General features: G+C 42.2%; 26 protein-coding genes and 1 pseudogene. 20 read left to right on the top strand and 7 right to left on the bottom strand.

The window, feature by feature from the left end; genetic code table 11:
• Positions 1-37: 37 nt before the first annotated feature.
• Positions 38-673 carry a YhcN/YlaJ family sporulation lipoprotein gene (locus NSS80_RS15960; RefSeq protein WP_024425978.1) on the bottom strand — a complete coding sequence of 212 codons (636 nt, stop codon included), beginning with the start codon at positions 671-673 and terminating at the stop codon, positions 38-40.
• A gap of 120 nt (positions 674-793) precedes the next feature.
• On the opposite strand from NSS80_RS15960, the gene NSS80_RS15955 reads away from it, so the two are divergent.
• The 3 genes from NSS80_RS15955 to NSS80_RS15945 are packed head-to-tail and all read left to right on the top strand — an operon-like array spanning position 794 to position 2315.
• Positions 794-1069 (top strand): YutD family protein, encoded by a 276-nt coding sequence (locus tag NSS80_RS15955; RefSeq protein WP_024423368.1) that lies wholly within the window; start codon positions 794-796, stop codon positions 1067-1069.
• A gap of 19 nt (positions 1070-1088) precedes the next feature.
• A complete protein-coding gene (locus NSS80_RS15950; protein WP_034282630.1) occupies positions 1089-1523 on the top strand; it encodes a DUF86 domain-containing protein in 435 nt (144 codons plus the stop codon).
• 18 nt (positions 1524-1541) lie between these two features.
• On the top strand, positions 1542-2315 hold the full coding sequence (locus NSS80_RS15945) for a TIGR01457 family HAD-type hydrolase (RefSeq protein WP_087978090.1): 774 nt from the start codon (positions 1542-1544) through the stop codon (positions 2313-2315).
• A gap of 38 nt (positions 2316-2353) precedes the next feature.
• On the opposite strand, the gene NSS80_RS15940 is transcribed toward NSS80_RS15945, so the two are convergent.
• The gene (locus NSS80_RS15940) at positions 2354-2854 is read right to left on the bottom strand and encodes a phosphatidylglycerophosphatase A (protein WP_025094161.1); all 501 of its coding nucleotides are present in this window, start codon (positions 2852-2854) and stop codon (positions 2354-2356) included.
• Positions 2855-2986: 132 nt separating this feature from the next.
• On the opposite strand from NSS80_RS15940, the gene yutH reads away from it, so the two are divergent.
• The 6 genes from yutH to NSS80_RS15910 all read left to right on the top strand — a co-directional run bounded on the left by yutH (position 2987) and on the right by NSS80_RS15910 (position 10843).
• Complete coding sequence (gene yutH / locus NSS80_RS15935; protein ID WP_081124794.1) at positions 2987-4009, top strand: spore coat putative kinase YutH; 1023 nt, start codon at positions 2987-2989, stop codon at positions 4007-4009.
• A gap of 74 nt (positions 4010-4083) precedes the next feature.
• Positions 4084-5052 carry a D-glycerate dehydrogenase gene (locus NSS80_RS15930; RefSeq protein WP_342498342.1) on the top strand — a complete coding sequence of 323 codons (969 nt, stop codon included), beginning with the start codon at positions 4084-4086 and terminating at the stop codon, positions 5050-5052.
• Positions 5053-5275: 223 nt separating this feature from the next.
• Positions 5276-6580, top strand: a complete 1305-nt coding sequence (locus NSS80_RS15925) for a homoserine dehydrogenase (RefSeq protein ID WP_041115785.1) — start codon at positions 5276-5278, stop codon at positions 6578-6580.
• Positions 6577-7638 carry a threonine synthase gene (gene thrC, locus NSS80_RS15920; protein WP_034282619.1) on the top strand — a complete coding sequence of 354 codons (1062 nt, stop codon included), beginning with the start codon at positions 6577-6579 and terminating at the stop codon, positions 7636-7638. Before NSS80_RS15925 ends, thrC begins: the two co-directional genes overlap by 4 nt.
• On the top strand, positions 7635-8567 hold the full coding sequence (gene thrB, locus NSS80_RS15915; RefSeq protein WP_039181185.1) for a homoserine kinase: 933 nt from the start codon (positions 7635-7637) through the stop codon (positions 8565-8567). The genes thrC and thrB overlap by 4 nt, the downstream gene beginning before the upstream one ends.
• Before the next feature lie 305 nt (positions 8568-8872).
• Positions 8873-10843 (top strand): S9 family peptidase, encoded by a 1971-nt coding sequence (locus NSS80_RS15910; RefSeq protein WP_317221856.1) that lies wholly within the window; start codon positions 8873-8875, stop codon positions 10841-10843.
• 216 nt (positions 10844-11059) lie between these two features.
• On the opposite strand, the pseudogene NSS80_RS15905 reads toward NSS80_RS15910, so the two are convergent.
• A pseudogene (locus NSS80_RS15905) lies at positions 11060-11359 on the bottom strand (NifU family protein).
• Between the two features lie 121 nt (positions 11360-11480).
• Between NSS80_RS15905 and NSS80_RS15900 the strand changes: the two are divergent.
• Both NSS80_RS15900 and NSS80_RS15895 read left to right on the top strand, forming a co-directional pair.
• Positions 11481-11810 (top strand): YuzD family protein, encoded by a 330-nt coding sequence (locus NSS80_RS15900; RefSeq protein ID WP_317221857.1) that lies wholly within the window; start codon positions 11481-11483, stop codon positions 11808-11810.
• Between the two features lie 100 nt (positions 11811-11910).
• A complete protein-coding gene (locus tag NSS80_RS15895; protein ID WP_342498341.1) occupies positions 11911-12141 on the top strand; it encodes a hypothetical protein in 231 nt (76 codons plus the stop codon).
• A gap of 49 nt (positions 12142-12190) precedes the next feature.
• Here the strand turns inward: NSS80_RS15895 and NSS80_RS15890 are convergent, their stop codons facing one another.
• Positions 12191-13258, bottom strand: coding sequence for an NAD(P)/FAD-dependent oxidoreductase (locus tag NSS80_RS15890; protein ID WP_034282611.1), 1068 nt, complete (start codon positions 13256-13258; stop codon positions 12191-12193).
• A gap of 255 nt (positions 13259-13513) precedes the next feature.
• Between NSS80_RS15890 and NSS80_RS15885 the strand changes: the two genes are divergently transcribed.
• The 3 genes from NSS80_RS15885 (at position 13514) to NSS80_RS15875 (ending at position 15311) form a co-directional block, all read left to right on the top strand.
• Positions 13514-13750 (top strand): YuzB family protein, encoded by a 237-nt coding sequence (locus NSS80_RS15885; protein ID WP_008346813.1) that lies wholly within the window; start codon positions 13514-13516, stop codon positions 13748-13750.
• A gap of 270 nt (positions 13751-14020) precedes the next feature.
• Positions 14021-14875 (top strand): diaminopimelate epimerase, encoded by an 855-nt coding sequence (gene dapF / locus NSS80_RS15880; protein ID WP_046313318.1) that lies wholly within the window; start codon positions 14021-14023, stop codon positions 14873-14875.
• Between the two features lie 73 nt (positions 14876-14948).
• Entirely contained in the window at positions 14949-15311 is a 363-nt protein-coding gene (locus tag NSS80_RS15875) for an iron-sulfur cluster assembly accessory protein (protein WP_024423354.1), read from the top strand.
• A 275-nt stretch (positions 15312-15586) separates the two neighbouring features.
• On the opposite strand, the gene NSS80_RS15870 is transcribed toward NSS80_RS15875, so the two are convergent.
• Entirely contained in the window at positions 15587-16354 is a 768-nt protein-coding gene (locus NSS80_RS15870) for a MerR family transcriptional regulator (RefSeq protein WP_180951398.1), read from the bottom strand.
• A 244-nt stretch (positions 16355-16598) separates the two neighbouring features.
• Here NSS80_RS15870 and NSS80_RS15865 point away from each other — a divergent pair, with 244 nt between their 5' ends.
• Positions 16599-16805, top strand: coding sequence for a hypothetical protein (locus NSS80_RS15865; protein ID WP_024425965.1), 207 nt, complete (start codon positions 16599-16601; stop codon positions 16803-16805).
• Positions 16806-16851: 46 nt separating this feature from the next.
• Here the strand turns inward: NSS80_RS15865 and yumC are convergent, their stop codons facing one another.
• Positions 16852-17850 (bottom strand): ferredoxin--NADP reductase 2, encoded by a 999-nt coding sequence (gene yumC, locus NSS80_RS15860; protein WP_034282604.1) that lies wholly within the window; start codon positions 17848-17850, stop codon positions 16852-16854.
• Positions 17851-18241: 391 nt separating this feature from the next.
• Between yumC and NSS80_RS15855 the strand changes: the two genes are divergently transcribed.
• The 4 genes from NSS80_RS15855 (at position 18242) to NSS80_RS15840 (ending at position 20867) form a co-directional block, all read left to right on the top strand.
• Entirely contained in the window at positions 18242-19459 is a 1218-nt protein-coding gene (locus NSS80_RS15855; protein ID WP_252050517.1) for an NAD(P)/FAD-dependent oxidoreductase, read from the top strand.
• A gap of 136 nt (positions 19460-19595) precedes the next feature.
• The gene (locus NSS80_RS15850; RefSeq protein ID WP_157840088.1) at positions 19596-19721 is read left to right on the top strand and encodes a YuiA family protein; all 126 of its coding nucleotides are present in this window, start codon (positions 19596-19598) and stop codon (positions 19719-19721) included.
• 81 nt (positions 19722-19802) lie between these two features.
• A complete protein-coding gene (locus tag NSS80_RS15845; protein WP_211043431.1) occupies positions 19803-20123 on the top strand; it encodes a YuiB family protein in 321 nt (106 codons plus the stop codon).
• Between the two features lie 99 nt (positions 20124-20222).
• Positions 20223-20867, top strand: a complete 645-nt coding sequence (locus tag NSS80_RS15840) for a 3D domain-containing protein (RefSeq protein WP_034282599.1) — start codon at positions 20223-20225, stop codon at positions 20865-20867.
• Positions 20868-20907: 40 nt separating this feature from the next.
• Here NSS80_RS15840 and NSS80_RS15835 read toward each other — a convergent pair whose 3' ends face one another.
• A complete protein-coding gene (locus NSS80_RS15835) occupies positions 20908-21384 on the bottom strand; it encodes a divergent PAP2 family protein (RefSeq protein ID WP_024423347.1) in 477 nt (158 codons plus the stop codon).
• Between the two features lie 324 nt (positions 21385-21708).
• On the opposite strand from NSS80_RS15835, the gene NSS80_RS15830 reads away from it, so the two are divergent.
• The gene (locus tag NSS80_RS15830; RefSeq protein ID WP_034282598.1) at positions 21709-23199 is read left to right on the top strand and encodes a leucyl aminopeptidase; all 1491 of its coding nucleotides are present in this window, start codon (positions 21709-21711) and stop codon (positions 23197-23199) included.
• The last annotated feature ends 130 nt before the right edge of the window (positions 23200-23329 follow it).

Below are 23329 nucleotides of genomic sequence, written 5' to 3'. Positions count from 1 at the left end.
AAGAAAACGCCAGAGCTCTCTGGCGTTTTTTCTCGTATTAATTTTGGCCGTAAGGGGCGTTTCTTCTCATCGTACGGTCGGAATTCGTCATCCCATTTGCATCTTCTTGATTCGATATGTTCCCGCCTTGAGGGGAATACTTCATTTGCTGAATCGTTTTGGTTAAAATTTGGTCAAAATCACGTGAATTGGTTTGAAGACGTGAAAAATTGGCAATGGATTGAAAGTGCTCTGGATTATCAGAGACGTATACATGATAATAACGAGGGAGAACAGAAACCGCCGTTTTCTTTACTTGATCGGCAGATTCATCACGGTTTTTGTTTCCTGTTCGATACACGATGAGTGCATCCTCATCTGTCACAAGTGTGGCTGCATCTTTGATGTTTGGCAGCTGCACCGTTAAACTTGTAATCACGTGGGCAAGATGCTCACGATTTAAAGCAGGGGTTCTTTCTTTTTGATCCGTTACTTGCTGGCGCTGATAACGAACATATCCTGCTCTGTTTGTATCTGCTTCTGGCATGTTGGAATTATTTCCTTCATGACGATCCGACAGACGGATGGTTTTACTTGAAGAATCTTCATCCACTTGCCGGTTCATACCTGATTGAAAGCCGCACCCGCCTAAAAGCATGCTGAGGAGAATCGCGGCTGTCAGTTGTTTCTTCATAAATGTGACCTCCTTTTTCCTTTAGCTTCGTCTAAATCGGAAAAAACATGCTTTAGCAATTGATGGAGTTCTTCCAATGAATTATCATTAAAGATGGATCGTTTAAAAAGAGGTGAGAAGATGATCGTCGTTCAGAATGCTACCTTTGATCTTGTAAGAGATATCAAAGACGGCTTTAATGAAGAAGCGTTTAAAGCAAGGTACTCAGATATTTTAAATAAGTATGATTATATTGTGGGGGACTGGGGCTATAATCAGCTCAGGCTGAAAGGGTTCTTTGATGACCAAAACCAAAAGGCCACATTTGATACTAAAATCAGCACACTCGATGAATACATTTATGAATACTGTAATTTTGGCTGTGCCTATTTTGTCTTAAAGCGAATCAGAAAATAACGCAAAGGGGAGCGTCATAATGTATTTCGTAGACAGAAAAAAGATTGAAGAGACATTACGTTTTTTCGAGGAGCAATATGGATTGATGCAGAGTCATCAAACATGGACAAGTCCTCTTGAGAAAAAAGCGCTGGAACGAATTGTTCATTTGCTCGTCGAATGTATTCTTGATACAGGAAATGACATGATTGATGGCTTTATTATGCGTGACCCAGGAAGCTATGATGACATCATGGATATACTTGTTGATGAAAAGGTTGTACCAGAAGTGGAAGGAAGTCAGCTGAAAAAGCTTGTCTCATCCCGCAAAACACTTGTGCAGCAATATCAGGAAGTGGTTCATCATGACTTATTGCAGGTGATCAGCGAAGTAGAGCAGGCGCTAGAGGTCTTTCCAAGCCGCATCCGTACCTACTTGGAACAGGAGCTTGGCCCAGTATCAGCGTTTAAATAAACCATTGGAGTTGTGAGCATCATGAAATACAAAGGCTATTTAATTGATTTAGACGGTACCATGTATAAAGGAACAGAAAAGATCGAGGAAGCAGGTCAATTTGTTCAAAAGTTAAATGAGTTGAACATCCCTTACTTGTTTGTCACGAATAACTCATCACGTACGCCAAAGCAGGTAGCGGAAAAACTCGTTTCATTTGATATTCCAGCAACAGAAGAACAAGTGTTTACAACAAGTATGGCGACGGCCAATTATATTGCTGAACAAAAGAAAGATGCGTCAGTTTACGTGATCGGTGAAGAAGGAATCAAGCAGGCCATTGAAGAAAAGGGGCTGACGTTTGGTCAGGAAGACGCAGATTTCGTTGTTGTTGGAATTGATCGAGGCATTACATATGAAAAATTAGCAGTAGGTGCGATTGCCATTCGTCAAGGCGCACAATTTGTCTCAACAAATGGAGATATAGCTATTCCAACAGAAAGAGGGCTTTTGCCAGGGAACGGCTCGTTAACATCCGTACTGACCGTGACGACAACGGTTCAGCCAACATTTATCGGAAAGCCGGAATCCATTATTATGGAACAAGCGATGCGTGTACTTGGGACAGATGTATCTGAGACGCTCATGGTGGGTGATAACTATGATACGGATATTATGGCAGGAATGAATGCAGGAATGGACACATTACTCGTCCATACAGGTGTGACAACAAAAGAGCTGCTTCAGAAGTATGAAAAGCAGCCAACCTATGTCATTGATTCATTATCCGAGTGGATTGAGCGATTATCATAAAAAAAGAGGACAGCGTTATGTGCGCGTCCTCTTTTTCTTTATTCCGCATTTCTTGCACTATGTGCCAACCTGCTTGATGCGGCAGCAGCAATAGCGCCAACAATGTCATCTAAAAAGGTGTGGCATTCGCCTGTGGATTTATCGTTGAGTTTCCCCAGAATACCTGGTTTTTCTTTATCGATATATCCGTAATTTGTAAAGCCGATTGAACCATAAATATTGACGATAGCAAAGGATAAAATTTCATCAACGCCATACAAGCTTTCGTCCGTTTCAAGTATTGATTGAAGCGGCTCAGTCAGCTTTTTTTGTTCGGCGAGTACGTCTAGTTCAACGCCCGTTAATATCGCATTTTGGACTTCACGTTTTGCGATGACACGCTCCACATTGTGGATGCACTCTGTCATGTCTAAGCCAGGATGATATTTTTCCTGTAAAAAGTAGACAAGGTCTGCTATATCTTGAATGGTTACGCCTCGTTCTTGTAAACGGCGTCTTGCTGTTTTTTCTACTTCGTTCATCTCATGATGATGCGGCATGTATTCCTCACCCAATCCTCGTAATTTGTCCACAACGTGTAAAAAGCTTCGGATAGTAAATAGTATTCATAAATCCCTCAACCTGCGACTACGATATGATAAGAGATTGATCATAGGAACGCAGGTGAAAACATGAAAGAAACCATTTATCACACATTTGGTATTGATGTTCGTCAATTTACGCCATATGGCAGTTATCAGAGCTTTCAAACGGCGGAGGCTCTCTTCCTCATTGTTCCTGTGTCTCATTTGCGAGAAGAAGAACTCTCGGAGTTGTATCATATCAGTCAGTATTTACTGAATGCTGGAGACCCATACGTCGCTGTGTTTGAATTAACAAATGAAGAGAAACCCACCTTTACTCATGGGAAGGAGCAGTATGCTTTATTAAAAGCAGCGCCTCCGCTCTCAAGCCGCTCGTTTCAGCAAGCGTCAGAACTGGCAGCCTTTCATGTCAGGGGAAGAGGCTTTCCATATGAAGTATCCGAAACAAAACGTGTCGGTGCCTGGAAGGAATTATGGGCAAAACGATTAGATCAGCTCGAAGGCTTTTGGATGCAGCAAATGCATCAAAAACCGCTGGAACGGTTTGAACAAAAATTCATTGAATCGTTTCCGTATTATCTTGGATTAACGGAAAATGCCATTCAATATTTAGTCGATACTGAGCTTGATGATGAACCGAAAGAAGGTGACTCAGGCACTGTCTGTCATCAGCGCTTTTCACGTATGACATGGCCGCATGAGCAGCCGCTGCGTTTACCTGTGGATTGGGTCTTTGATCATCCAACCCGTGATATTGCCGAATACTTAAGAGAGACCTTTGTACAGCATAAGGAAGATTTAATTGAAGAAGGCTTTTCCTTTCTTCAGCAATATGAGGAGGTGACACCTCTTTCCTCCTTTTCAAAGCGTTTGTTATACAGCCGCCTGCTGTTCCCGCTTCATTACTTTGAAATTGTGGAAGGCTACTATATGTCGGGAGAAAATGAAAAGTCATATTATGAAGAACGGTTAGATTACGTCTTAAATGACGCCAATCGCTATGAATACTTTCTAAAGGTCTTTCAAGAAATGAGTGCCATGCGAAGCGGCGGGAGCCCCATTCCGGCTGTTGGCTGGATTCAGCCTGCAGCTGATTTGAAGTTTCAGTGAACAGACGAAACGTCTCTTTTCTCTTGAGACGTTTTTCGTTATGCTTAAAGAAATCGATTAAAGGAGTGTTCTTCTTGACGAAACCTTACGTCTATATCACAAGAAAGCTGGATGAAGCATCACTTACACCATTAAAAGAAGTCGCTCATGTTGAGATGTGGCCAAGCGAGGATGAGCCGTGTCCAAGAGAAGAGTTAGAAACACAAGCTGCTAAAGCGGAGGCGCTTCTCACCATGCTGTCAGATCAAATAGATGAGACGCTTTTATCAAAGGCTCCGAATATCAAGGTGGTTGCAAACCTTGCTGTTGGCTATGACAATATTGATCTTGAAGCAGCCAAAAAGCACGGAATCACCGTATGTCATACACCAGACGTCTTAACAGAATCGACGGCGGATTTAGCCTTTGCTCTTCTGATGGCGTCAGCTAGACGCATTGTCGAAGCGAGTGATTGGATTAAGGATGGAAACTGGACAGGCTGGGGGCCGCTTCTTCTTGCCGGTGCTGATGTTCATCACAAAACACTCGGGATTGTCGGAATGGGCAGCATTGGAACAGCACTTGCCAAGCGGGCCAAAGGCTTTAATATGAATGTCCTTTATCATAATCGTTCAAGAAAACCCGAAGCAGAAGCGCAGCTTGGCGTGACCTATGCGGCTTTTGAGGAACTGCTCAAGCAGTCTGATTTCATCGTCTGTCTGACGCCGTTAACCCCGGAAACGAAAGACATGTTTAATGAAAAAGCATTTGATCTGATGAAGAACTCTGCTTATTTCATTAACGTATCAAGAGGACAGACTGTGGATGAGGATGCTTTATACGAGGCTGTCACAACAGGAAAAATTGCCGGCGCTGGTCTGGATGTATTTAGACAGGAACCTGTCAGCCCGTCTCATCCGTTAACGACATTACGTAACGTCACAGTCCTTCCTCATATTGGAAGTGCTAGCGTCGAAACAAGAAAAACAATGATGCGTTTATGTGCTGAAAATATTGCGCTTGTCTTACAAGACGAGCCAGCCAAAACGCCGGTTCGTTTATAATATAAGGCTTCCCGGTGTTCGGGAGCTTTTCTAACAAAAATATTTTGAAAATATAGAATCTTGATATAAATAGCTGTTAAGCGGTTTCATTCTGACAATCTCTTATTTTATTACCTTGTCAAAATGAGGATACCCCTTTATAATGTGTGTACATTGAATGTCTGTGTAAGGTTAACAAATGTCTTTTTAGAGAGGACATTTACGGAGAAAGGTGGAATTTCAGGTGAAGGCAATTCGAGTTGGGCTATTAGGATTAGGAACAGTGGGAAGCGGTGTCGTAAAAATTATCCAAGACCATCAGGATAAATTAATGCACCAAATCGGCTGTCCGGTATTAATACAAAAAGTGCTTGTGAGCAATCCCGATAAAAAAAGAGATGTGGATGTCGCAAGAGAGGTCTTCACAACTGAAGTATACGATGTGATTAGAGATCCAGAGGTCGACGTCATCATTGAAGTGATGGGCGGCATTGAAGAGACAAAACAATATTTAATAGATGCGTTGAATGAGAAGAAGCATGTCATTACAGCCAATAAAGATTTAATGGCGCTTTACGGTACGGAGCTTTTACATGTAGCGAAAGAAAATGGCTGTGATCTTTATTATGAAGCAAGTGTCGCCGGAGGAATTCCGATTCTGCGTACGCTGGAGGAAGGGCTGGCCTCTGACCGAATCACGAAGATGATGGGGATTGTGAACGGTACAACGAATTTTATTTTAACGAAAATGAATGTCGATAAAAGCGCATATGAGGATGTCTTAAAAGAAGCACAGGATCTAGGCTTTGCAGAAGCAGATCCGACAGCTGATGTAGAAGGACTGGATGCAGCAAGGAAAATGGCGATTCTTGCAAGGCTCGGCTTTTCCATGAATGTAGATTTAGAGGATGTCAAGGTGAAAGGTATTTCTGATATCTCTGATGAGGATATTAATTTCAGTAAGCGGTTTGGCTATACAATGAAGCTGATCGGAATTGCTCAGCGGGACGGAGAGAAAGTAGAGGTCAGCGTTCAGCCAACCTTACTTCCTGATCATCATCCATTATCATCTGTCAACAATGAATTCAATGCGGTGTATGTCTACGGAAGTGCTGTAGGAGAAACGATGTTTTACGGACCTGGAGCAGGAAGTCTGCCAACGGCAACAGCTGTTGTATCAGACTTAGTCGCAGTAATGAAAAACATGCGCCTTGGCGTGAACGGAAGCGGATTTATCGCACCGCAGTTTGAGAAGAAGATCAAATCCTCATCAGAAATATTTGCTCAGCAATTTTTAAGAATTCATGTTAGAGATCAAGTCGGGGCATTCTCCCGCATTACATCTATTTTTTCTGAAAGAGGCATCAGCTTTGAAAAGATCCTTCAGCTTCCTGTGAAAGGACATGATGAGCTGGCTGAAATTGTGATTATTACACATCAGACCTCAGAAGAAGATTTCTCAAATATCCTGCAAAAATTAAACGACCTCGACGTGGTGGTTCAAGTGAAGAGCACGTACCGAGTAGAAGGGAACGGTTTAAGCCGATGAAATGGAATGGACTCATTGAAGAATTTCAAGAATTCTTACCAGTAAACGAATCTACACCTAAACTAACATTAAATGAAGGGAATACACCGCTGGTCCACCTCGCCAAGCTTTCAGAAAAGCTGGGGATTGAGCTTCATGTGAAAACAGAAGGCGTCAATCCAACAGGCTCTTTCAAGGATCGAGGAATGGTCATGGCCGTTGCAAAGGCGAAAGAAGAAGGCAATGATACGATCATGTGCGCCTCAACAGGGAATACCTCTGCAGCAGCAGCGGCTTATGCAGCCCGTGCTGATATGAAATGTATTGTCATCATTCCAGACGGGAAAATTGCCTTCGGTAAGCTTGCACAGGCCGTCATGTACGGAGCAGAAATCATTGCCATTGACGGCAACTTTGATGATGCACTGAAAATCGTCCGCAGCATCTGTGAAAAAGCGCCGATTGCCCTTGTGAACTCGGTCAACCCTTATAGAATTGAAGGACAAAAGACAGCGGCATTTGAAATCTGTGAGCAGCTAGGCTCTGCCCCAGACGTACTGGCGATTCCTGTTGGAAATGCCGGGAACATCACGGCCTACTGGAAAGGCTTCAAGGAATATCATGAGAAAAAGGGAACAGGACTGCCTGTCATGCGCGGTTTTGAAGCAGAAGGTGCAGCGGCAATCGTTCGAAATGAAGTGATTGAGCAGCCAGAAACAGTGGCAACGGCTATCCGTATCGGAAATCCAGCGAGCTGGAAACAAGCTGTGGCAGCCGCAGATGAATCAAACGGAAAGATTGATGAAGTGACTGATGAAGAAATTCTTCATGCATATCAATTGATTGCACGTGAAGAAGGTGTGTTTGCAGAGCCGGGCTCATGTGCGTCGATTGCGGGCGTTCTAAAGCAGGTGAAATCTGGAGAAATCAAGCCAGGCAGTAAAGTTGTTGCGGTACTAACAGGCAACGGACTGAAAGATCCAAATACGGCTATCGATATTTCACAAATCAAGCCGGTCACACTCGATGCAGATGAAGATCAAATTCTTGAACACCTAGAAAAGGCCGCACGCGTATGAGTGAAGCCTCCATGCTTTTTTCAATCACAGTACCGGGAAGCACTGCCAATTTAGGACCAGGCTTTGATTCAGTTGGAATGGCGCTCAGCCGCTATTTAAAGCTATCGGTCTATGACCATGATAGCTGGCTGTTTGAAGCAGAAACAGATGTCGTGTCTGGGATTCCATCAGGCACCGACAACCTGATTTATCAAACAGCCAAAAAGGTCGCAGATGACTTTGGAAAAACACTCCCGCCTGTTCATGTCAAAGTGTGGAGTGACATTCCATTGGCACGGGGGCTTGGCAGCAGTGCTGCTGCCATCGTGGCCGCCATTGAACTCGCCAATCAGCTTCTTGAATTAAATATGACAGATGATCAGAAGCTCTTTTATGCAAGTGAGGTAGAAGGTCATCCAGATAATGCGGGTGCTTCTTTATTTGGTGGTTTACTAATTGGACTCCATGAAGAAGACAAAACACATGCCGTGAAAGTGCAGCATGTGGATGTAGATGTCGTCGTGGTGATTCCTTTTTATGAAGTGCTGACAAAGGATGCCCGCGATGTCCTGCCAGAGGATTTCTCCTATAAGCATGCCGTCAGTGCGAGTGCTGTGAGCAACGTCCTTGTGGCCGCCTTAATGACGCAAAACTGGCCGCTTGTTGGAGAAATGATGAATAAGGATTTATTTCATCAGCCTTACCGCACAATGCTCGTTCCAGAGCTGTCGAAGGTAGAGCATGTCGCTTCTCTAAAAGGAGCGTATGGTACGGCTTTGAGCGGTGCTGGTCCGACGATCCTCACCTTAGTGGAAAAAGGGAAGGGAGAAGCGCTGAAAGAACAGCTTGCCCAAAACTTCCCGCATTGCGAAGTCGATTTGCTGACGGTGCCAGTAGAAGGTGTTGTCGTGCAGCATTATCCTGTTAATCAAGTAAAGAACGTGCTGTGAATCTGCACGTTCGCAGCGTGTAGACAAACCCTCGCATTCGTTGTCAGTCCTGCGCGCTGGTGCTCACGAATGTTCAATTCGCTCCGCGCCAGTGCTCGTTCTTCCTAGACTGCAAAGGTTTTCAGGTCACGCTGAAAAGAAGAAAAAGAGCTAAAATAAAGATCATTTTAGCTCTTTTTCAACAATCTAAGAACGTGCTGTGAATCTGCACGTTCTTTTTTTATGCTTGTTTTTATGGGAAGAAGCAGGGATTATTATTTAGAGGATCGAACTATTTTTTAAGCATAAAAGGGGGAGATACGTTCATGAAGAAATTGATGACGGCAGAAGATTTAACGAAGATTGTTTCTGTTTCCCATCCGGTTTATTCACCAGATGGAAAGAAGGCAGTCTTTACAAAAGTCACTGTGAATGAGAAAAAAGACGATTACAACATCCATTTATGGGTTCGAAATGAAGAGACAGAGGAGCTGGCACAATGGACATTTGAAGATGGAAAGCATCATCAGCCAGTTTGGTCAAAAGACGGCAGGCAGCTTGCTTTTATTTTACAAAAGCCAAAGGAAGTCCCTCAGCTGGCGCTCATGAAGAGCGAAGGAGGCGGCGTGCGAACCTTAACGAAGATTCCGTACGGAGTATCTCATCCTGTCTTTTCCCCAGATGGCGCTTTTCTTTATGCGGCTGTGTCATTGAAACAATCAGAATCTGTTCATGATGAAAAAAAGGAAGAGCAAGATGACTTTGCTCCAGCGGTATATGATGATTTGACCTATAAAGCAGATGGAAGAGGCTTTTTAGATGGGCGTGTCACGCAGATCGTGAAGGTGGATATCGATTCAGGAGAGATAGAGCCTGTCACGAGCGAGCAGGTTCATCATATGAATCATACGGTTTCTCCGTGCGGCAAATGGCTTGCCTTTATTCAATTAAACGCACAGAGACCTTACATAAGTGACGTGTGTCTCCTGTCATTAGAAGATGGTCAGACCAAAAAGATCACACAAGCAAACGGCGCTTATTCCACCGTCTCTTTTTCTCCAAATGGAGAGAGCCTTTTGTATATTGGACATGAGCGCGAATTTCAAAATGCCACCTTTCCATCATTATGGCTGTATGATCTGAAGGAAGACAAGGCGGTTCAGCTGTCAGAAATGCTCGATATGTATGTTGGAAACTGTATGGCAGGAGATAGCGTGATGGGAGAGGTCTTTCAGCCTCCTCAGTGGACAAAGGACAGCCAAGGGTTTTATGCGCTTGTTTCTGATCAAGGCAGTACAGGGATTTATTATTTCTCTATTGAAGGTTTAGCCTATCCTGTTCGACTAGAGGCGGAACATATCACCAATTTCAGCCTTCATCCAGATGAATCCAAACTGCTGTTCAGCCGGCTTACACCTGTCTCACCAAGTGAGCTGTATGAGATGACATTAGGGGAGACTGAGCTAAAGCAAATCACGTTCGAGCATCATGATTTTCTAAAGGAGCATATCGTATCCGAACCTGAACCATTTTCTTTTCAGTCAAAAGATGGCGACGAGGTGCATGGCTGGTTTATGAAGCCTTCCCAGATGGAAGAGGGGAAGAAATATCCACTCATTCTAGAGGTTCATGGCGGACCGCATGCGATGTATGGTCATACGTATTTTCATGAATTTCAAATGCTCGCTTCTGAAGGCTATGCCATCGTGTATATCAACCCGCATGGCAGTCATGGATACGGACAGATGTTTACCAACCGTGTGAGAGGAAGCTATGGTGACGTTGATTATGACGATGTCATGCAGGCTGTTGATCATGTGCTCACAGCCTATGATTTCCTTGATGAAACAAGGCTTGGCGTGACAGGCGGCAGCTATGGGGGTTTTATGACCAACTGGATTGTCGGTCAGACCGACCGCTTTCGCGCAGCGGTCACACAGCGCTCCATTTCAAACTGGATTAGTTTTTACGGCATCAGTGATATCGGTTATTTCTTTACAAGGTGGCAGATTGATGGGGATATTTATGATTCTGTCGATAAGCTATGGGATCGTTCGCCGCTAAAATATGTGAAGCAGATGAACACGCCGCTGCTCATCTTGCACAGTGATGAAGATTATCGCTGTCCAGTTGATCAAGCAGAGCAGCTTTTTGTGGCCTTGAAGGAGCTTGGGAAAGACACAAGATTGGTCAAATTCCCGAAGGCATCTCATGATTTATCCAGAAGTGGACACCCGGGGCAGCGTATTCAAAGACTGACTTTTATAAAGGAATGGTTTAGAGAAAAGCTAGCCTAATAAAAAACGACCCTTCAGCGTGCTGACAAACCCTCGCATTCGGTGTCAGTCCTGTGTGCTGGTGCTCACGAATAGAAAATTCGCTCCGCGCCAGTACTCGTCTTTCCTAGACTTCAAGGGTTTTCATATCACGCTGAAAAGAAGACAAAGGGCTAAAGCCTTTGTCAATCATGAAAAAAACGACCCAAATCGGGTCGTTTTCATGTCATATATGAATTAGAAAACCTGTTCAACTTCTACAACGCCAGGCACTTCTTCTAATAATGCGCGCTCAATACCGGCTTTCAATGTAATGGTTGAACTTGGGCAGCTGCCGCATGCACCAAGAAGACGTAATTTCACAATGCCATCTTCAATGTCTACAAGCTCACAGTCTCCACCATCACGTAATAGAAATGGACGAAGTTTGTCCAGTACTTCCTGTACTTGGTCTTTCATTTCGACTTCAGTCATTAGATATAATCGCTCCTTTCACAACATATCACCATTATATTCATCTGGACGATAAAAATCTATTGATTGGTTTCAAAGTTTCCTTTTCATTATAGCACAATCTCATCTTGAAACAAAAAGTGATTTTTGCTTTTTTCATCCAGAAAATTCAGCTAAAATGAAGTAAGAATAGGGGGCTTGTCAAATGAACAAAACCGTCGATCTTTATGTTTATGGAAGAGATGTACTGTGCGCCAGCTGCGTGAATCTGCCTTCTTCAAAAGATACGTTTGAATGGTTAGATGCAGCATTAAAACGAAAATATCCGAATCAGCCATTTCGCATCACATATATTGATATTGAGCACCCGCCAGAAAATGAACAACAAAAGGAATTGTCTGAACGAATTCTTGATGATGAATTCTTTTATCCGCTTGTCTTAGTAGAGGATCAAATCGTTGGAGAGGGCGATCCAAAATTAAAAGACATTTATCAAGAAATGGAGAAATACGGGTACAAGGAGAGCAGTGAATAAGCTGTTCTTTTTTTGAGGAAGAAAATAGAACAAACGTTCCATTTTGTGTTGAAAAAGAACGTTTGTTCGTTTATAATGAAATGAAAGGAGCGTGAGCATCATGAATTATTTACTGAAACAATCTCTTCATCAGCAAATACCGATTGAGATGATTTATATGAAGGAAAATGGAGAGTGCACAAAGAGAAAAATCATTGTCCACCGTCAAACGGATCAGCTCATCCAAGCATATTGTTTATCGAAAAAGACGATGAGAACCTTTCGTAAAGACTGCATCCTTGCCCTTGCTCCGATCAAATGGACCCACTTATCGGCACATGCCGTTTCATAAAAAAAGCTCCCTCATCATGAAGGAGCTTTGAGAAAAAATTCACATAATTTTAGCCGTTGTGATGTTTGTACATCCAAAGGAGTCCAGATTTCAGGAGTCTTGGCACCCGCCCAACAAGTGGACGATCAGCCACTAAGCCAAAGCCGGCTTTTTTCCCTAAAGAACCTAAAACACCTTTTAGCTTAAACTGTGGATAAGCCTCAGGAAGCGGCTCATTTTTCCAGCGTTTTTGCAGCGATTGGACAATTTGTTCTGCCTGCGCCTCAGCAAGCTGTGCACTTGGGGCATGCGGCAGACTTGCGCAGTCACCTACAACATATACATGCTCATCCCCTGGGAGGTTGTGATGAGGAGTTAATACGACGCGGCCTTGTGCGTCTTTTTCAACATCCATCTCACGTACCACTTTGCTTGGCTGTATTCCTGCTGTCCACACGATGACATCTGCTTCAATCGCGTCATCATGGTTGTAAACGACACCTTCTTCAACCTTTGTAATATTGGCACAGTTAATGATCTTTACGTCATTTTCTTCAAACCACTTTTGCACATACAAACTTAATCTTTTTGGGAAGCTCGATAGAATCAGCTCTCCGCGGTCGAAAAGAATAATGTTTAAATCAGCACGGCTTTCTCTTAGTTCACTGGCCAGCTCTACCCCGCTAAGTCCAGCACCGACGATGCCAACCGTTGCACCTGCGCTCAAATTGTTTAATTTGTTATACGCATGTCTTGACTGATCAATGGTTTGAATGCTGTATGTATGTTCTTTCGCACCAGGGACATTATGATACTTGTCCTCACAGCCGAGTCCAATCACCGTGTCATCATACGGAATCGGTTCACGGTCGCTGAATAAAATCTGTTTGTTTTCAATATCAATTTTTTCTACTTCCCCGTATTGAATATCCAGCTTCGGATGCTCTGGAAAAGATACTCGAATGTGATGATCAGAGATCGTTCCAGCAGCAAGTGCATAATATTCTGTTTTTAAACAGTGGTAAGGATTTCGATCAATTAATGTGATAGTGACATCATCAGGTAATTGATTTGGCAATAAGCGGTGGAGAACCCGCATATTCCCGTAACCTCCGCCGATCAAGACTAAATTTTTCATGACGATTCTCCTTTTCCCCGTAGACATTGAAAAACACTTATACTAAAAAACTTTAAGTTAAAATACCAAATAAAATTATATCGAATTTACTGTGAAACCACAATAATTGTTTCAAAATAACCTACATATTCATCAGTTAGTCCTAAATAGTAAAACATTTTACGAGGAATAGGCGTAACGATACAGATGAAGCTCATATTTTGACTAATACAAGGAATTTCGGTAGGATGGTAAGGCAATGTGAGGTGAAGCACAGTGTTTCCACTGATCGAATTTTGTGTAAGTAATCTTGCACAAGGGTCTCAAGAAGCAAAAGAGAAGCTTGAAAAGGACCCAAACCTAGACGTAATGGAATACGGCTGTTTAAGCTATTGCGGCAAATGTATGGACTCCCCATTTGCACTTGTGAATGGAGAATTTGTTTCAGGAGAAAATGCAGAGCAGCTAGTCGAGCGTATTTATGCTTTTATAGAGGAAAACGACATGTTTTAAATGCACCACATGGGTCATGAGGTGCATTTTTTTCACATTTTCATCTTCCATTTTTAAGGAGAATTAATAGAAAGCGCATCCAATATGTTATGCTAATAAAATATCATCAATATGAAGCATCACACGAGAGAAAAAGAGGCATATGCATAATAAAAGCCCTTTGCCATGGCAGCAAAGAGCTTCTATGTATGAAAAACGGGGGATGATAAGATTGTCTCCTGAATCGACTCCTTTTATACTATAAAGAAACAACATTTTTGGAGGAAGCTCATGACATCATTTCAATTCACGAAAATGCACGGATTAGGAAATAATTATATTTACGTCAATCAGATGAAGGAACAGCTTCCAGAAGAGCAGCTATCAGAGATAGCGATTCGCGTTTCTTCTGTTTATACAGGAATCGGTTCTGACGGGATGATTCTTATTTGTCCATCAGATGTTGCACCTGTGAAGATGCGCATTTTCAACAATGATGGATCAGAGGGCAAAAACTGCGGTAACGGGCTGCGCTGCGTTGCAAAGTATGTGTATGAGCATCAAATTGTGACGGACACAACGTTCCAGATTGAGACATTGTCAGGACTCGTTGAAGCGACCGTTCACGCTCAGGATGGTCACGTTCAGCTAGTCACAGTAGATATGGGAAAACCACGTTTTGAAAAAGAAGCGATGCCAATGCTTGGTGAACCGGCCAGCACAACCATTAATGAGGCACTTGATTTTGGCAAGGCAGTTTTAAATGGAACGGCCGTTTCAATGGGAAACCCGCACATCGTTTTTTATTTAGAGGACATTGAAAAAGCACCGCTTCATACACTTGGACCGATCATCGAAAAACACGACATGTTCCCAGAAGGCGTCAATGTAGAATTTGTTGAAGTTGTCAGTGAAACAGAACTGCATTTTCGTGTGTGGGAAAGAGGTTCAGGGATTACACAGGCCTGCGGAACAGGGGCCTGTGCTGCGGCTGTATCCACAATTGTGAATGGTCAGGCGAAAAAAGAAACAGACATGACCGTTCATTTAGCAGGCGGAGACCTCATCATTCGCTGGAAAGACAATGACCACGTACTCATGACAGGACCTGCTGAAACGATTTGTGACGGCACATTTTATCTCTAAACCATTTATTTGAGAAAAGGCATCATCACGTTTATAATTGAAAAGAAACATCCAGTCAAAAGGAGGGATGATCATGAGTACACCAGTAACCATTACAGAAGCTGCTGCACTGCAGATTAAAGATATGATGAAAGAACATGAAGAAGAAAATGCGTTCCTTCGAGTGGGCGTAAAAGGCGGCGGCTGCAGCGGTCTCTCATACGGCATGGGCTTTGACCATGAAGTCTCAGAGAAAGACACGCAGTTCGAACAGCACGGCATCAATGTCCTTGTCGATTCCGAAAGCCTTGATATCATGAACGGAACTATCATTGATTTCAAACAGTCACTCATGGGCGGCGGTTTCACGATTGACAATCCGAACGCCATCGCGTCATGCGGGTGCGGTTCTTCTTTCAGAACAGCGACGAATACCGGTACGCCGGAAGAGTGTTAAGGGTTAAAACGATTCATTCTGTAAAACCATTTGTATAATGAAGACCTCCTCATATTAATCATTTTCTTGAGGAGGTTTTTTGTGTTGTTTTTAAAGATGCAAAAAAAGGACATGACTTCAATCACTCAGCACGTCCTCAAAAACCTTGCAGTTTCTTAGTATTTCCTCTGTTCATCTTCCACATCTTTTCAAAAGATTTCATCATGGTATGTCGGAAAAAATGTTCTATGTTGTGTTTCGTTTAGAATAACGTTTCGTGTTAATCGATTGTATTCTCAATCATCATTTTCAAAGCTGTTCCCTCTTTTATGAAGAGTAGTAAAGACTTTCATCGCTTCGCTCATAAATGATGCCAAGCCCTCACCATAACGATCTATATTCTTTGTGAAACGTTCATCTTGAATATAGAGTTGGCCTAAACCGTAAAAAGCATCAAGAGAGTAATAACGAAAGTTTTCGTTTAAAAAGTCGTACCATTGTTTGATGACGATTTGCACCTCTTTGGATTTAGGGGAATGGCTGCGAAGAGAGGCTAGTTTATTCAATATGCTATCCCAGCTATCAGATAATTCAATTTGTTCATCTTTAGACAAATGATTTAGTTTTGAGCTGACTTCATCAACAGCTTGATTTCCCCAACGGTGACGAGCTTCTTCTTCATATTGGCTAAAATTCATATTCATATTCTCAAACCTTTCTTTATAGGTGTATTGAGTTACTCCCGTTAAATGCTGCAGCGTCTTATCAATATTACCGATCATTTTATCGAGATTATCTCGTTTCTCTATTAACATTTTTCTTTGTAGCATAAATGCTTCTTTCTTATTAAATGAAGGATTGTGCATCATCTTTTGGATTTCCTTCAATGGAAATCCAAGTTCTCTGAAAAATAATATTTGCTGCAATGTTTCAAGGTTTTCTTCTGAATAGAGTCGATAACGATTATCTGTGACTTCACTTGGGGTCAATAAACCAATCTTGTCGTAATGATGAAGTGTACGAATGCTAATACCAAATAATTCAGCCACTTCTTTTACTTTCATTTCAATTCACCTCTCTTGATATCCACTATAAAATATGACGTTGCGTTAGGGTCAATCATCTTTTTTAAAATTTAAATCATGGATTGTTGATCTTGTTTGAAGCAGCGGATTCAAGGAGCTATGTTTTTTTCTCGCAAATCGCTCAATTTTGTTACAGCTTGCCCGAACAACTGGCTATTTCCACTCGAAAAGAGTATCATGAGAACCAAACATAAACTGTAGTCAGAAAAGAGGTTGCTGAGGTTTGAGTGAACAAATCAATTGCAGGAACTGTCATGAACTGATTCCGTATCGGTCCAAAACGTGTCCTTCTTGCGGGATTGAGAAGCCGCTTCCAAAAAAAGAACGTGTGAAAGATCGGGTGATTTTGGTTGTGGCAGGGATTGTTGTGGTGCTGCTTGCTGCAATGGTACTTGGGATGGCAAATGCCTATATTGGGATTTTTAAATAAACGAAAAAGGAGTTCCGCGAGTGGGAACTCCTTTTTTGATCCGCTCTTATTTGTTTTCAAATAAGCTTGTGGAATGGAGAGGCTGTACACGGGCTTTCGGGTCCATGTAAGCTTTCGCATTGTTGACAGCAGTTGGTGCTTCACCAAATCCGCTTGCGATCAATTTGACTTTTCCTTCATACGTACAGATGTCTCCTGCCGCATAGAAGCCTTCAATGTTTGTTTCCATTGTAGATTTCACCACGATGGAGTTCTTTTCGATTTCAAGGCCCCATTGTTTGATTGGTCCAAGGGAGGAAACAAAACCGAAGTTGACTATCACGTCGTCCACATCAAGCACTTGTTTTTTGTCGCCTTTGACTTCTTCGAGCACGATTTGTTCAATGCGGTCTTCACCAATGAGCTCAGTTGGTACAAATGGTGTCAGTACATTGACCTTCGAGTTGTGCAGGTTTTCTACACTGTGCTCATGCGCGCGGAATTTATCGCGGCGGTGAATAATGGAGACTTCTTTTGCGATTGGTTCAAGCATAAGTGCCCAGTCCACCGCAGAGTCTCCGCCCCCAAGAACGGCAACACGTCTGCCGGCAAATTGGTTCAAGTCATTAATGAAGTAATGCAGGTTGCTTCCTTCAAATGATTCTGCTGCATCTAGTTCAAGCTTTCTCGGTTGGAATGCACCGTTACCAGCTGTGATGATGATTGTTTTAGAATAATGAATCTCTTGATTTGTCACAAGTTTAAAGATCCCATCTGCCTGTTTTTCAACCGTTTCAACTGCCTGCTCTAAGCAAATGGTTTGATCAAATTTATCCATTTGTTCCTTTAAGTTATCAACTAATTCTTGTGCGCGGATTTTTGGGAATCCAGCCACATCATAAATATATTTTTCAGGGTAAAGAGCGGAAAGTTGACCGCCGAGCTGAGGAAGGCTTTCAATGATTTTCACACTTGCCTGTCTCATGCCTCCGTAAAACGCAGTAAACAATCCAACTGGGCCGCCCCCGATAACGGTAATGTCATATACCTTAGAATCTTCTTGCATTCCTTTAATCCTCCCAAATGAAAATTGTTATCACTATATCATATCATACCACATATCGTCGTTTGACTTGTTTTGAAAAACTTGTCGTTTTTTGATGCTGAAGCTTTGAAAAGAAGGAAAAAGTGAGAAAGACCGTTTATCATAAGGATTTTCAGTTTAAAGCCTTGAAAATTGGAGCAGAACTCGCTATTATTGTTAAGGGAACTAAATATTAATTTTTTATGAATTTTTGTCGGATACGGTCAAATGCTTTCGTTTTATGTAGGTGAAAGTTCAGATTTTCACATACTTATTTTTTTGTTTAAATTTCATAAAATGCCGCAAAGCGGTTGAGAATAACGATATGTAATTCTTTATCCGTTTTACAGCAAATTTAAAAAAGGTGGATGTGATTCCAGTGAATAAACCGAAAATCGTTGTATTAGGTGCAGGTTATGGCGGATTAATGACTGTAACAAGATTAACAAAACAGCTTGGCACAAATGATGCGGACATTACTCTTGTGAACAAGCATAATTATCATTACGAAACAACATGGCTTCATGAAGCAAGTGCAGGTACTCTTCATCATGACCGCTGTCGTTATCAAATCAAAGATGTGATTAACAGTTCCCGTGTCAACTTTGTACAAGCAACAGTTGAAAGCATTGATAAGGAAGCAAAGAAAGTTGTGACATCAGAGAGCGAACTTTCTTATGACTACCTTGTTGTTGCACTTGGTGCTGTTCCTGAAACATTTGGTATTGCAGGACTGAAAGAATACGCATTCTCAATCTCTAACATCAACTCTGCTCGTCAGCTTCGTGAGCACATTGAGCTTCAATTTGCGACGTATAATACGGATGCTGAAAAACGTCCAGAGCGTTTGACAATCGTTGTCGGCGGCGCAGGATTCACAGGTATTGAGTTCCTTGGTGAGCTTGGAAACCGTGTGCCTGAGCTTTGCAAGGAGTATGACATTGATCAAAAAGACGTGCGTATCATCTGTGTAGAAGCTGCGCCAACAGCTCTTCCTGGATTCGATCCAGAATTGATCGACTATGCGATGAACTACCTTCAAGGTAAAGGTGTTGAGTTCAAAATTGGTACAGCGATCAAAGAATGTACGCCTGAGGGGATCATTGTTGGAAAAGACGATGATACAGAAGAAATCAAAGCTGCAACTGTTGTTTGGGCTGCAGGTGTACGCGGTAACCCAATCGTTGAAGAAGCTGGTTTTGAAAACATGCGCGGCCGCGTAAAAGTGTCTCCAGATCTTCGTGTACCAGAAAATGATGATGTCTTCATCATTGGTGACTGTTCATTGATTATCAATGAAGAAATCAACCGTCCATACCCACCAACTGCACAAATCGCTATGCAGCAAGGTGAAACAGTAGCGAAAAACCTTGCAGCACTAGTAAAAGGCGGTTCTCTTGAAAGCTTTAAGCCAGACATCAAAGGAACAGTTGCTTCTCTTGGTGAACACGACGCTGTAGGTGTTGCGTTTGGTAAAAAACTTCAAGGAACAAAAGCTTCTGCAATGAAGAAAATAATCGACAACCGTTCTTTATTCATGGTTGGCGGACCAGGACTTGTTCTGAAAAAAGGAAAATTCAAGTTCTTCTAAACCATCATAGACAAAAACGTGTATCCTCATGATACACGTTTTTTTTATGTGTTGTGGTATATTTTCTCACTTGGTCATCGGCAGCAAAATATGTTATGATGAATTATCAGAAAATTTAGATTAAGGAGTGAGCAATATGAATGCACAAACAAAGGAAAAAACATCAACCTGTCAATATTGTTCAGGAAAAGGGTACTTTCAGCTATTGCTCGGCGGATCTGAAACGTGTGAGGAATGTAAAGGGACAGGAAAGAAGCGTTAATCGATCTGCTTTTTCCATTGATTGACTTCATCTCTATTTCCAAGTTAAACTAATGATGGGATATTTGGGGGTGGAGATGAAGTGATCAGTTTACCAGTCGTTATCATTTCAGTTATTTTATTTTTCGTGTTATTCTTCGGCATTGGATTTTTGCTCAATATGCTGCTGAGAATGTCATGGATTATGGCTATTTTATATCCAATTGTATGCCTTTTCATTATCAACAATCAAAAGATGATCGCTTATGTAAGAGAGCCTAGCACCGCTTTTTCAGGAATAGGAGACCGGATCGTCTCACTCGCTGCGGCAGATATCATCATCTTATTAAGCGGCCTGATCGGTGCAATCACATCAGGTTTTGTCATTAATGCACTTCGAAAAAGAGGGTATCAAATGTTTTAACTCACTTGTGGACACGCAAGTGGGTTTTTTTGTTTCTCCTTTGCATAGTTTCCATTTTGTTTGGAAACAAATAGATGGGTAGAGGAGTGACAAATAGAGATGAAAACATGGATGAAACGATTGTTCATGACAGCCCTATTCATGCTTGCACTTTTGACAAGCTTTACGGGCATATCTGGAGTCGAACCAAGTGATTTAGCTGCGTGGGTGAAAGAGACCGATGCGGGCAGGCAAGTATCTTCTTTTTTTCAGCAGCCAAAAAGGGAAACGATGGCACTCAAAAGTGAAGATGCGCGGTCTGTTTCTCTCGAAGAGGCGTTTAATTGGAACGATTACCCGAAACAGAAGGTTGTGGCAACCGGCTATACAGCAGGTGTGGAATCAACAGGCAAAACGAAGGAACATCATGCATATGGCATTACATATTCAGGCGTTAAAGTGAAACGTGATTTATATTCAACAGTGGCAGCCGACCCATCTGTTTTTCCGATTGGAACGGTGCTGTTTATCCCGAACTATGGCTACGGTGTGGTTGCAGATACCGGGAAAGCCATTAAAGGTCATAAGCTTGATTTATACTATGAAACCGTTGATGATGTGTATAGAGAATGGGGTAAAAAAGTGCTCGATGTGTATATCATCAAAAAGGGTGAAGGGACGTTAACGGAAAAAGACTTAAATCAGCTCAATGAAGCAGAATCGATGCAAGTATTCCGTCAGCAGTTTCAAGCCAATAAAGAATAAAAAAGCTTTGGGCCGTTTAAGGTCCAAAGCTTTTTCACTTCTACATAAAGTAATAATCTAAGATGAGTGTCAGCAAGATCCCTGTTAAGCCGCCGAAGAAGACTTCAATCGGCTTATGACCAAGAAGCTCTTTTAATTTCTTTTGCTTTTCTTTTTCTTCCGCATTTGGGAAATTCTTTGCTTCGGAAACAAATCGGTTAAAATCTGTTACGAGCTTGTTGAGAACAGTCGCCTGTTCTCCTGCCTGTCTGCGAACGCCTGTCGCATCAAACATGGTAATAATGGCAAAGATGGCGGAAATGGCAAAGATAGATGTATCTAGCCCGTGCTCTAAAGCCACTGCTGTGGAGAGTGCTGTTACTGCTGCGGAGTGTGAACTTGGCATTCCGCCTGTGCTTGTAATGAGCGACCAATCTAGTCGTCTAGAAATGATAAATTGAATCGGTACTTTTACAAATTGTGCAAAAAAGATGGCTGCTAGGCTGGCAAGCAGCGGAAAATTCGTCAGTACGCTCATGAACAAGAAACATCCTCTCTTTAAGAAAAAATATCGTGCGAAATGATGAACTAAAAATCCTAGTATGATGAAAAAATGATAGCAGTAAAAAAAGCTGCCAAGTCCATGTTCATTATAACATTAAAGAAAGTAGATGTGGAACGAGGAGAACACGGACAGGCTGCTCAGGTTTTCGCCGCTTTTTCATGATGCCCTTCCGCGTGTGAAAATATAAATGTTCATCAAGTAAAGACAGACTGGCAATGATCGTATAGGAACGCAAATTTTGATATAATAGAAGTTCCAATGTGAAAAATGGAGTTCATTAAGGAGCGTGTGATAAATATGTTTTTCTCGACAAATGAATTGCAGCATAAAGATACACTGGCGATCGGACTTTTTCAAAAGAGCCAATTATCAGGAAAAGCAAAAGAAATGGATGAATTACTTGAAGGAAGAATCACTGAATTATTAAAAGAAGGCGACATTTCATCCAAACGAAATCAGCTTTCGAAGTTTTTCCCATCCCCTGAAACAGGCATCAAACGCATTTATTTTGTCGGGCTTGGGAAGGAATCAGATTACACGTTTGAAGAGGCAAAAGAAGTGTTTGCCCATTTATTCAAAAAGCTTCATCAAGATAAAAAGCAAGCGGTTTCTGTCTTGCTGGATACGTTTATTGGAAAGGATCTGCCTGCTCAAGATGCAGCTCATGCCCTTTCTGAAAGCTGCCTTTTAGCTACATATGAATTACAGGATTTTAAACATAAAACAAATGAACCGGATCGTTTTATCGAGTTTGTTTATGCAACGACAGAGCATGATCAAGCTGAAATTCAGGCGAGTTTGAAAGTCGGCGAAGTGTACGGACAGTCAGTCAATTCAGCTCGTACCCTTGTGAATATGCCGCCAAACATGCTCACATCCTCTGATCTGGCTTCGTATGCGGCAGAGCTTGCATATAAATATGAATTTGAGATTGAAATTTTAGATAAAGAACAAATGGAAGAGCTAGGAATGGGCGGTATTTTAGCCGTCAATAGAGGCTCAACAGAACCGCCAAAACTCATCGTATTGAAATATCAAGGCAAGGAAGAATGGACAGACGTCATCGGCCTTGTCGGTAAAGGCATCACGTATGATACCGGCGGCTATTCTTTAAAGCCAAGAGCGAGTATGGTTGGCATGAAAACAGATATGGGCGGCTCAGCGTCTGTTTTAGGTGCAATGGAAATCATCGGTGAACTTCGTCCAGAGCAAAATGTCATTGCGGTCATTGCCTCAACCGATAATATGATCTCGGCAGACGCTATGAAGCCGGACGACGTGATTGTGTCACTAAGCGGTAAAACAATCGAAGTGCTCAATACGGATGCAGAAGGCCGTCTTGTTTTAGCAGATGGGGTGACATATGCGAAGCAGCACGGTGCCTCTGTCCTTGTAGATGTGGCCACATTAACAGGCGGTGTCATTGTGGCGCTTGGAAATGAGACAACAGGCGCGATGACCAATAACGATGAGCTGTACGCTCAGTTTAAAGAAGCATCAGAAGAATGCGGTGAAATGATCTGGCAGCTGCCCATCACGGAAAAAGATAAGAAACGAGTACGAAACAGCAAAATGGCGGATCTCAATAACTCGCCAGGCCGTGATGGTCATGCGATCATGGCAGGTGCTTTCATTGGCGAATTCGCAGAGGATACCCCTTGGGTTCACTTAGATATTGCAGGAACAGCTACAACAGAAAAACCTTCATGCTTTGGACCAACAGGGGCAACAGGTGTAATGGTAAGATCACTCGCAACATTTGTGGAACGATTTGAAGGAAAGAAATAAAGGAGAAGGCTCTGCCAAGTGGCAGGGCTTTTTTTATGTAGGACATACGCCATTTGACGAAGTTTTTTTTCTATGGTAACATACGTTGGTACTTTAATTATCTACTACATTAGTAAACTAAAGGATTTCG

Source organism: Bacillus sp. FSL M8-0350 (assembly GCF_038593345.1).
GTDB classification, from domain to species: domain Bacteria; phylum Bacillota; class Bacilli; order Bacillales; family Bacillaceae; genus Bacillus; species Bacillus safensis.
The sequence above is the reverse complement of the archived record's forward strand: the minus strand, read 5'-3'. Positions and strand labels throughout refer to the sequence as shown.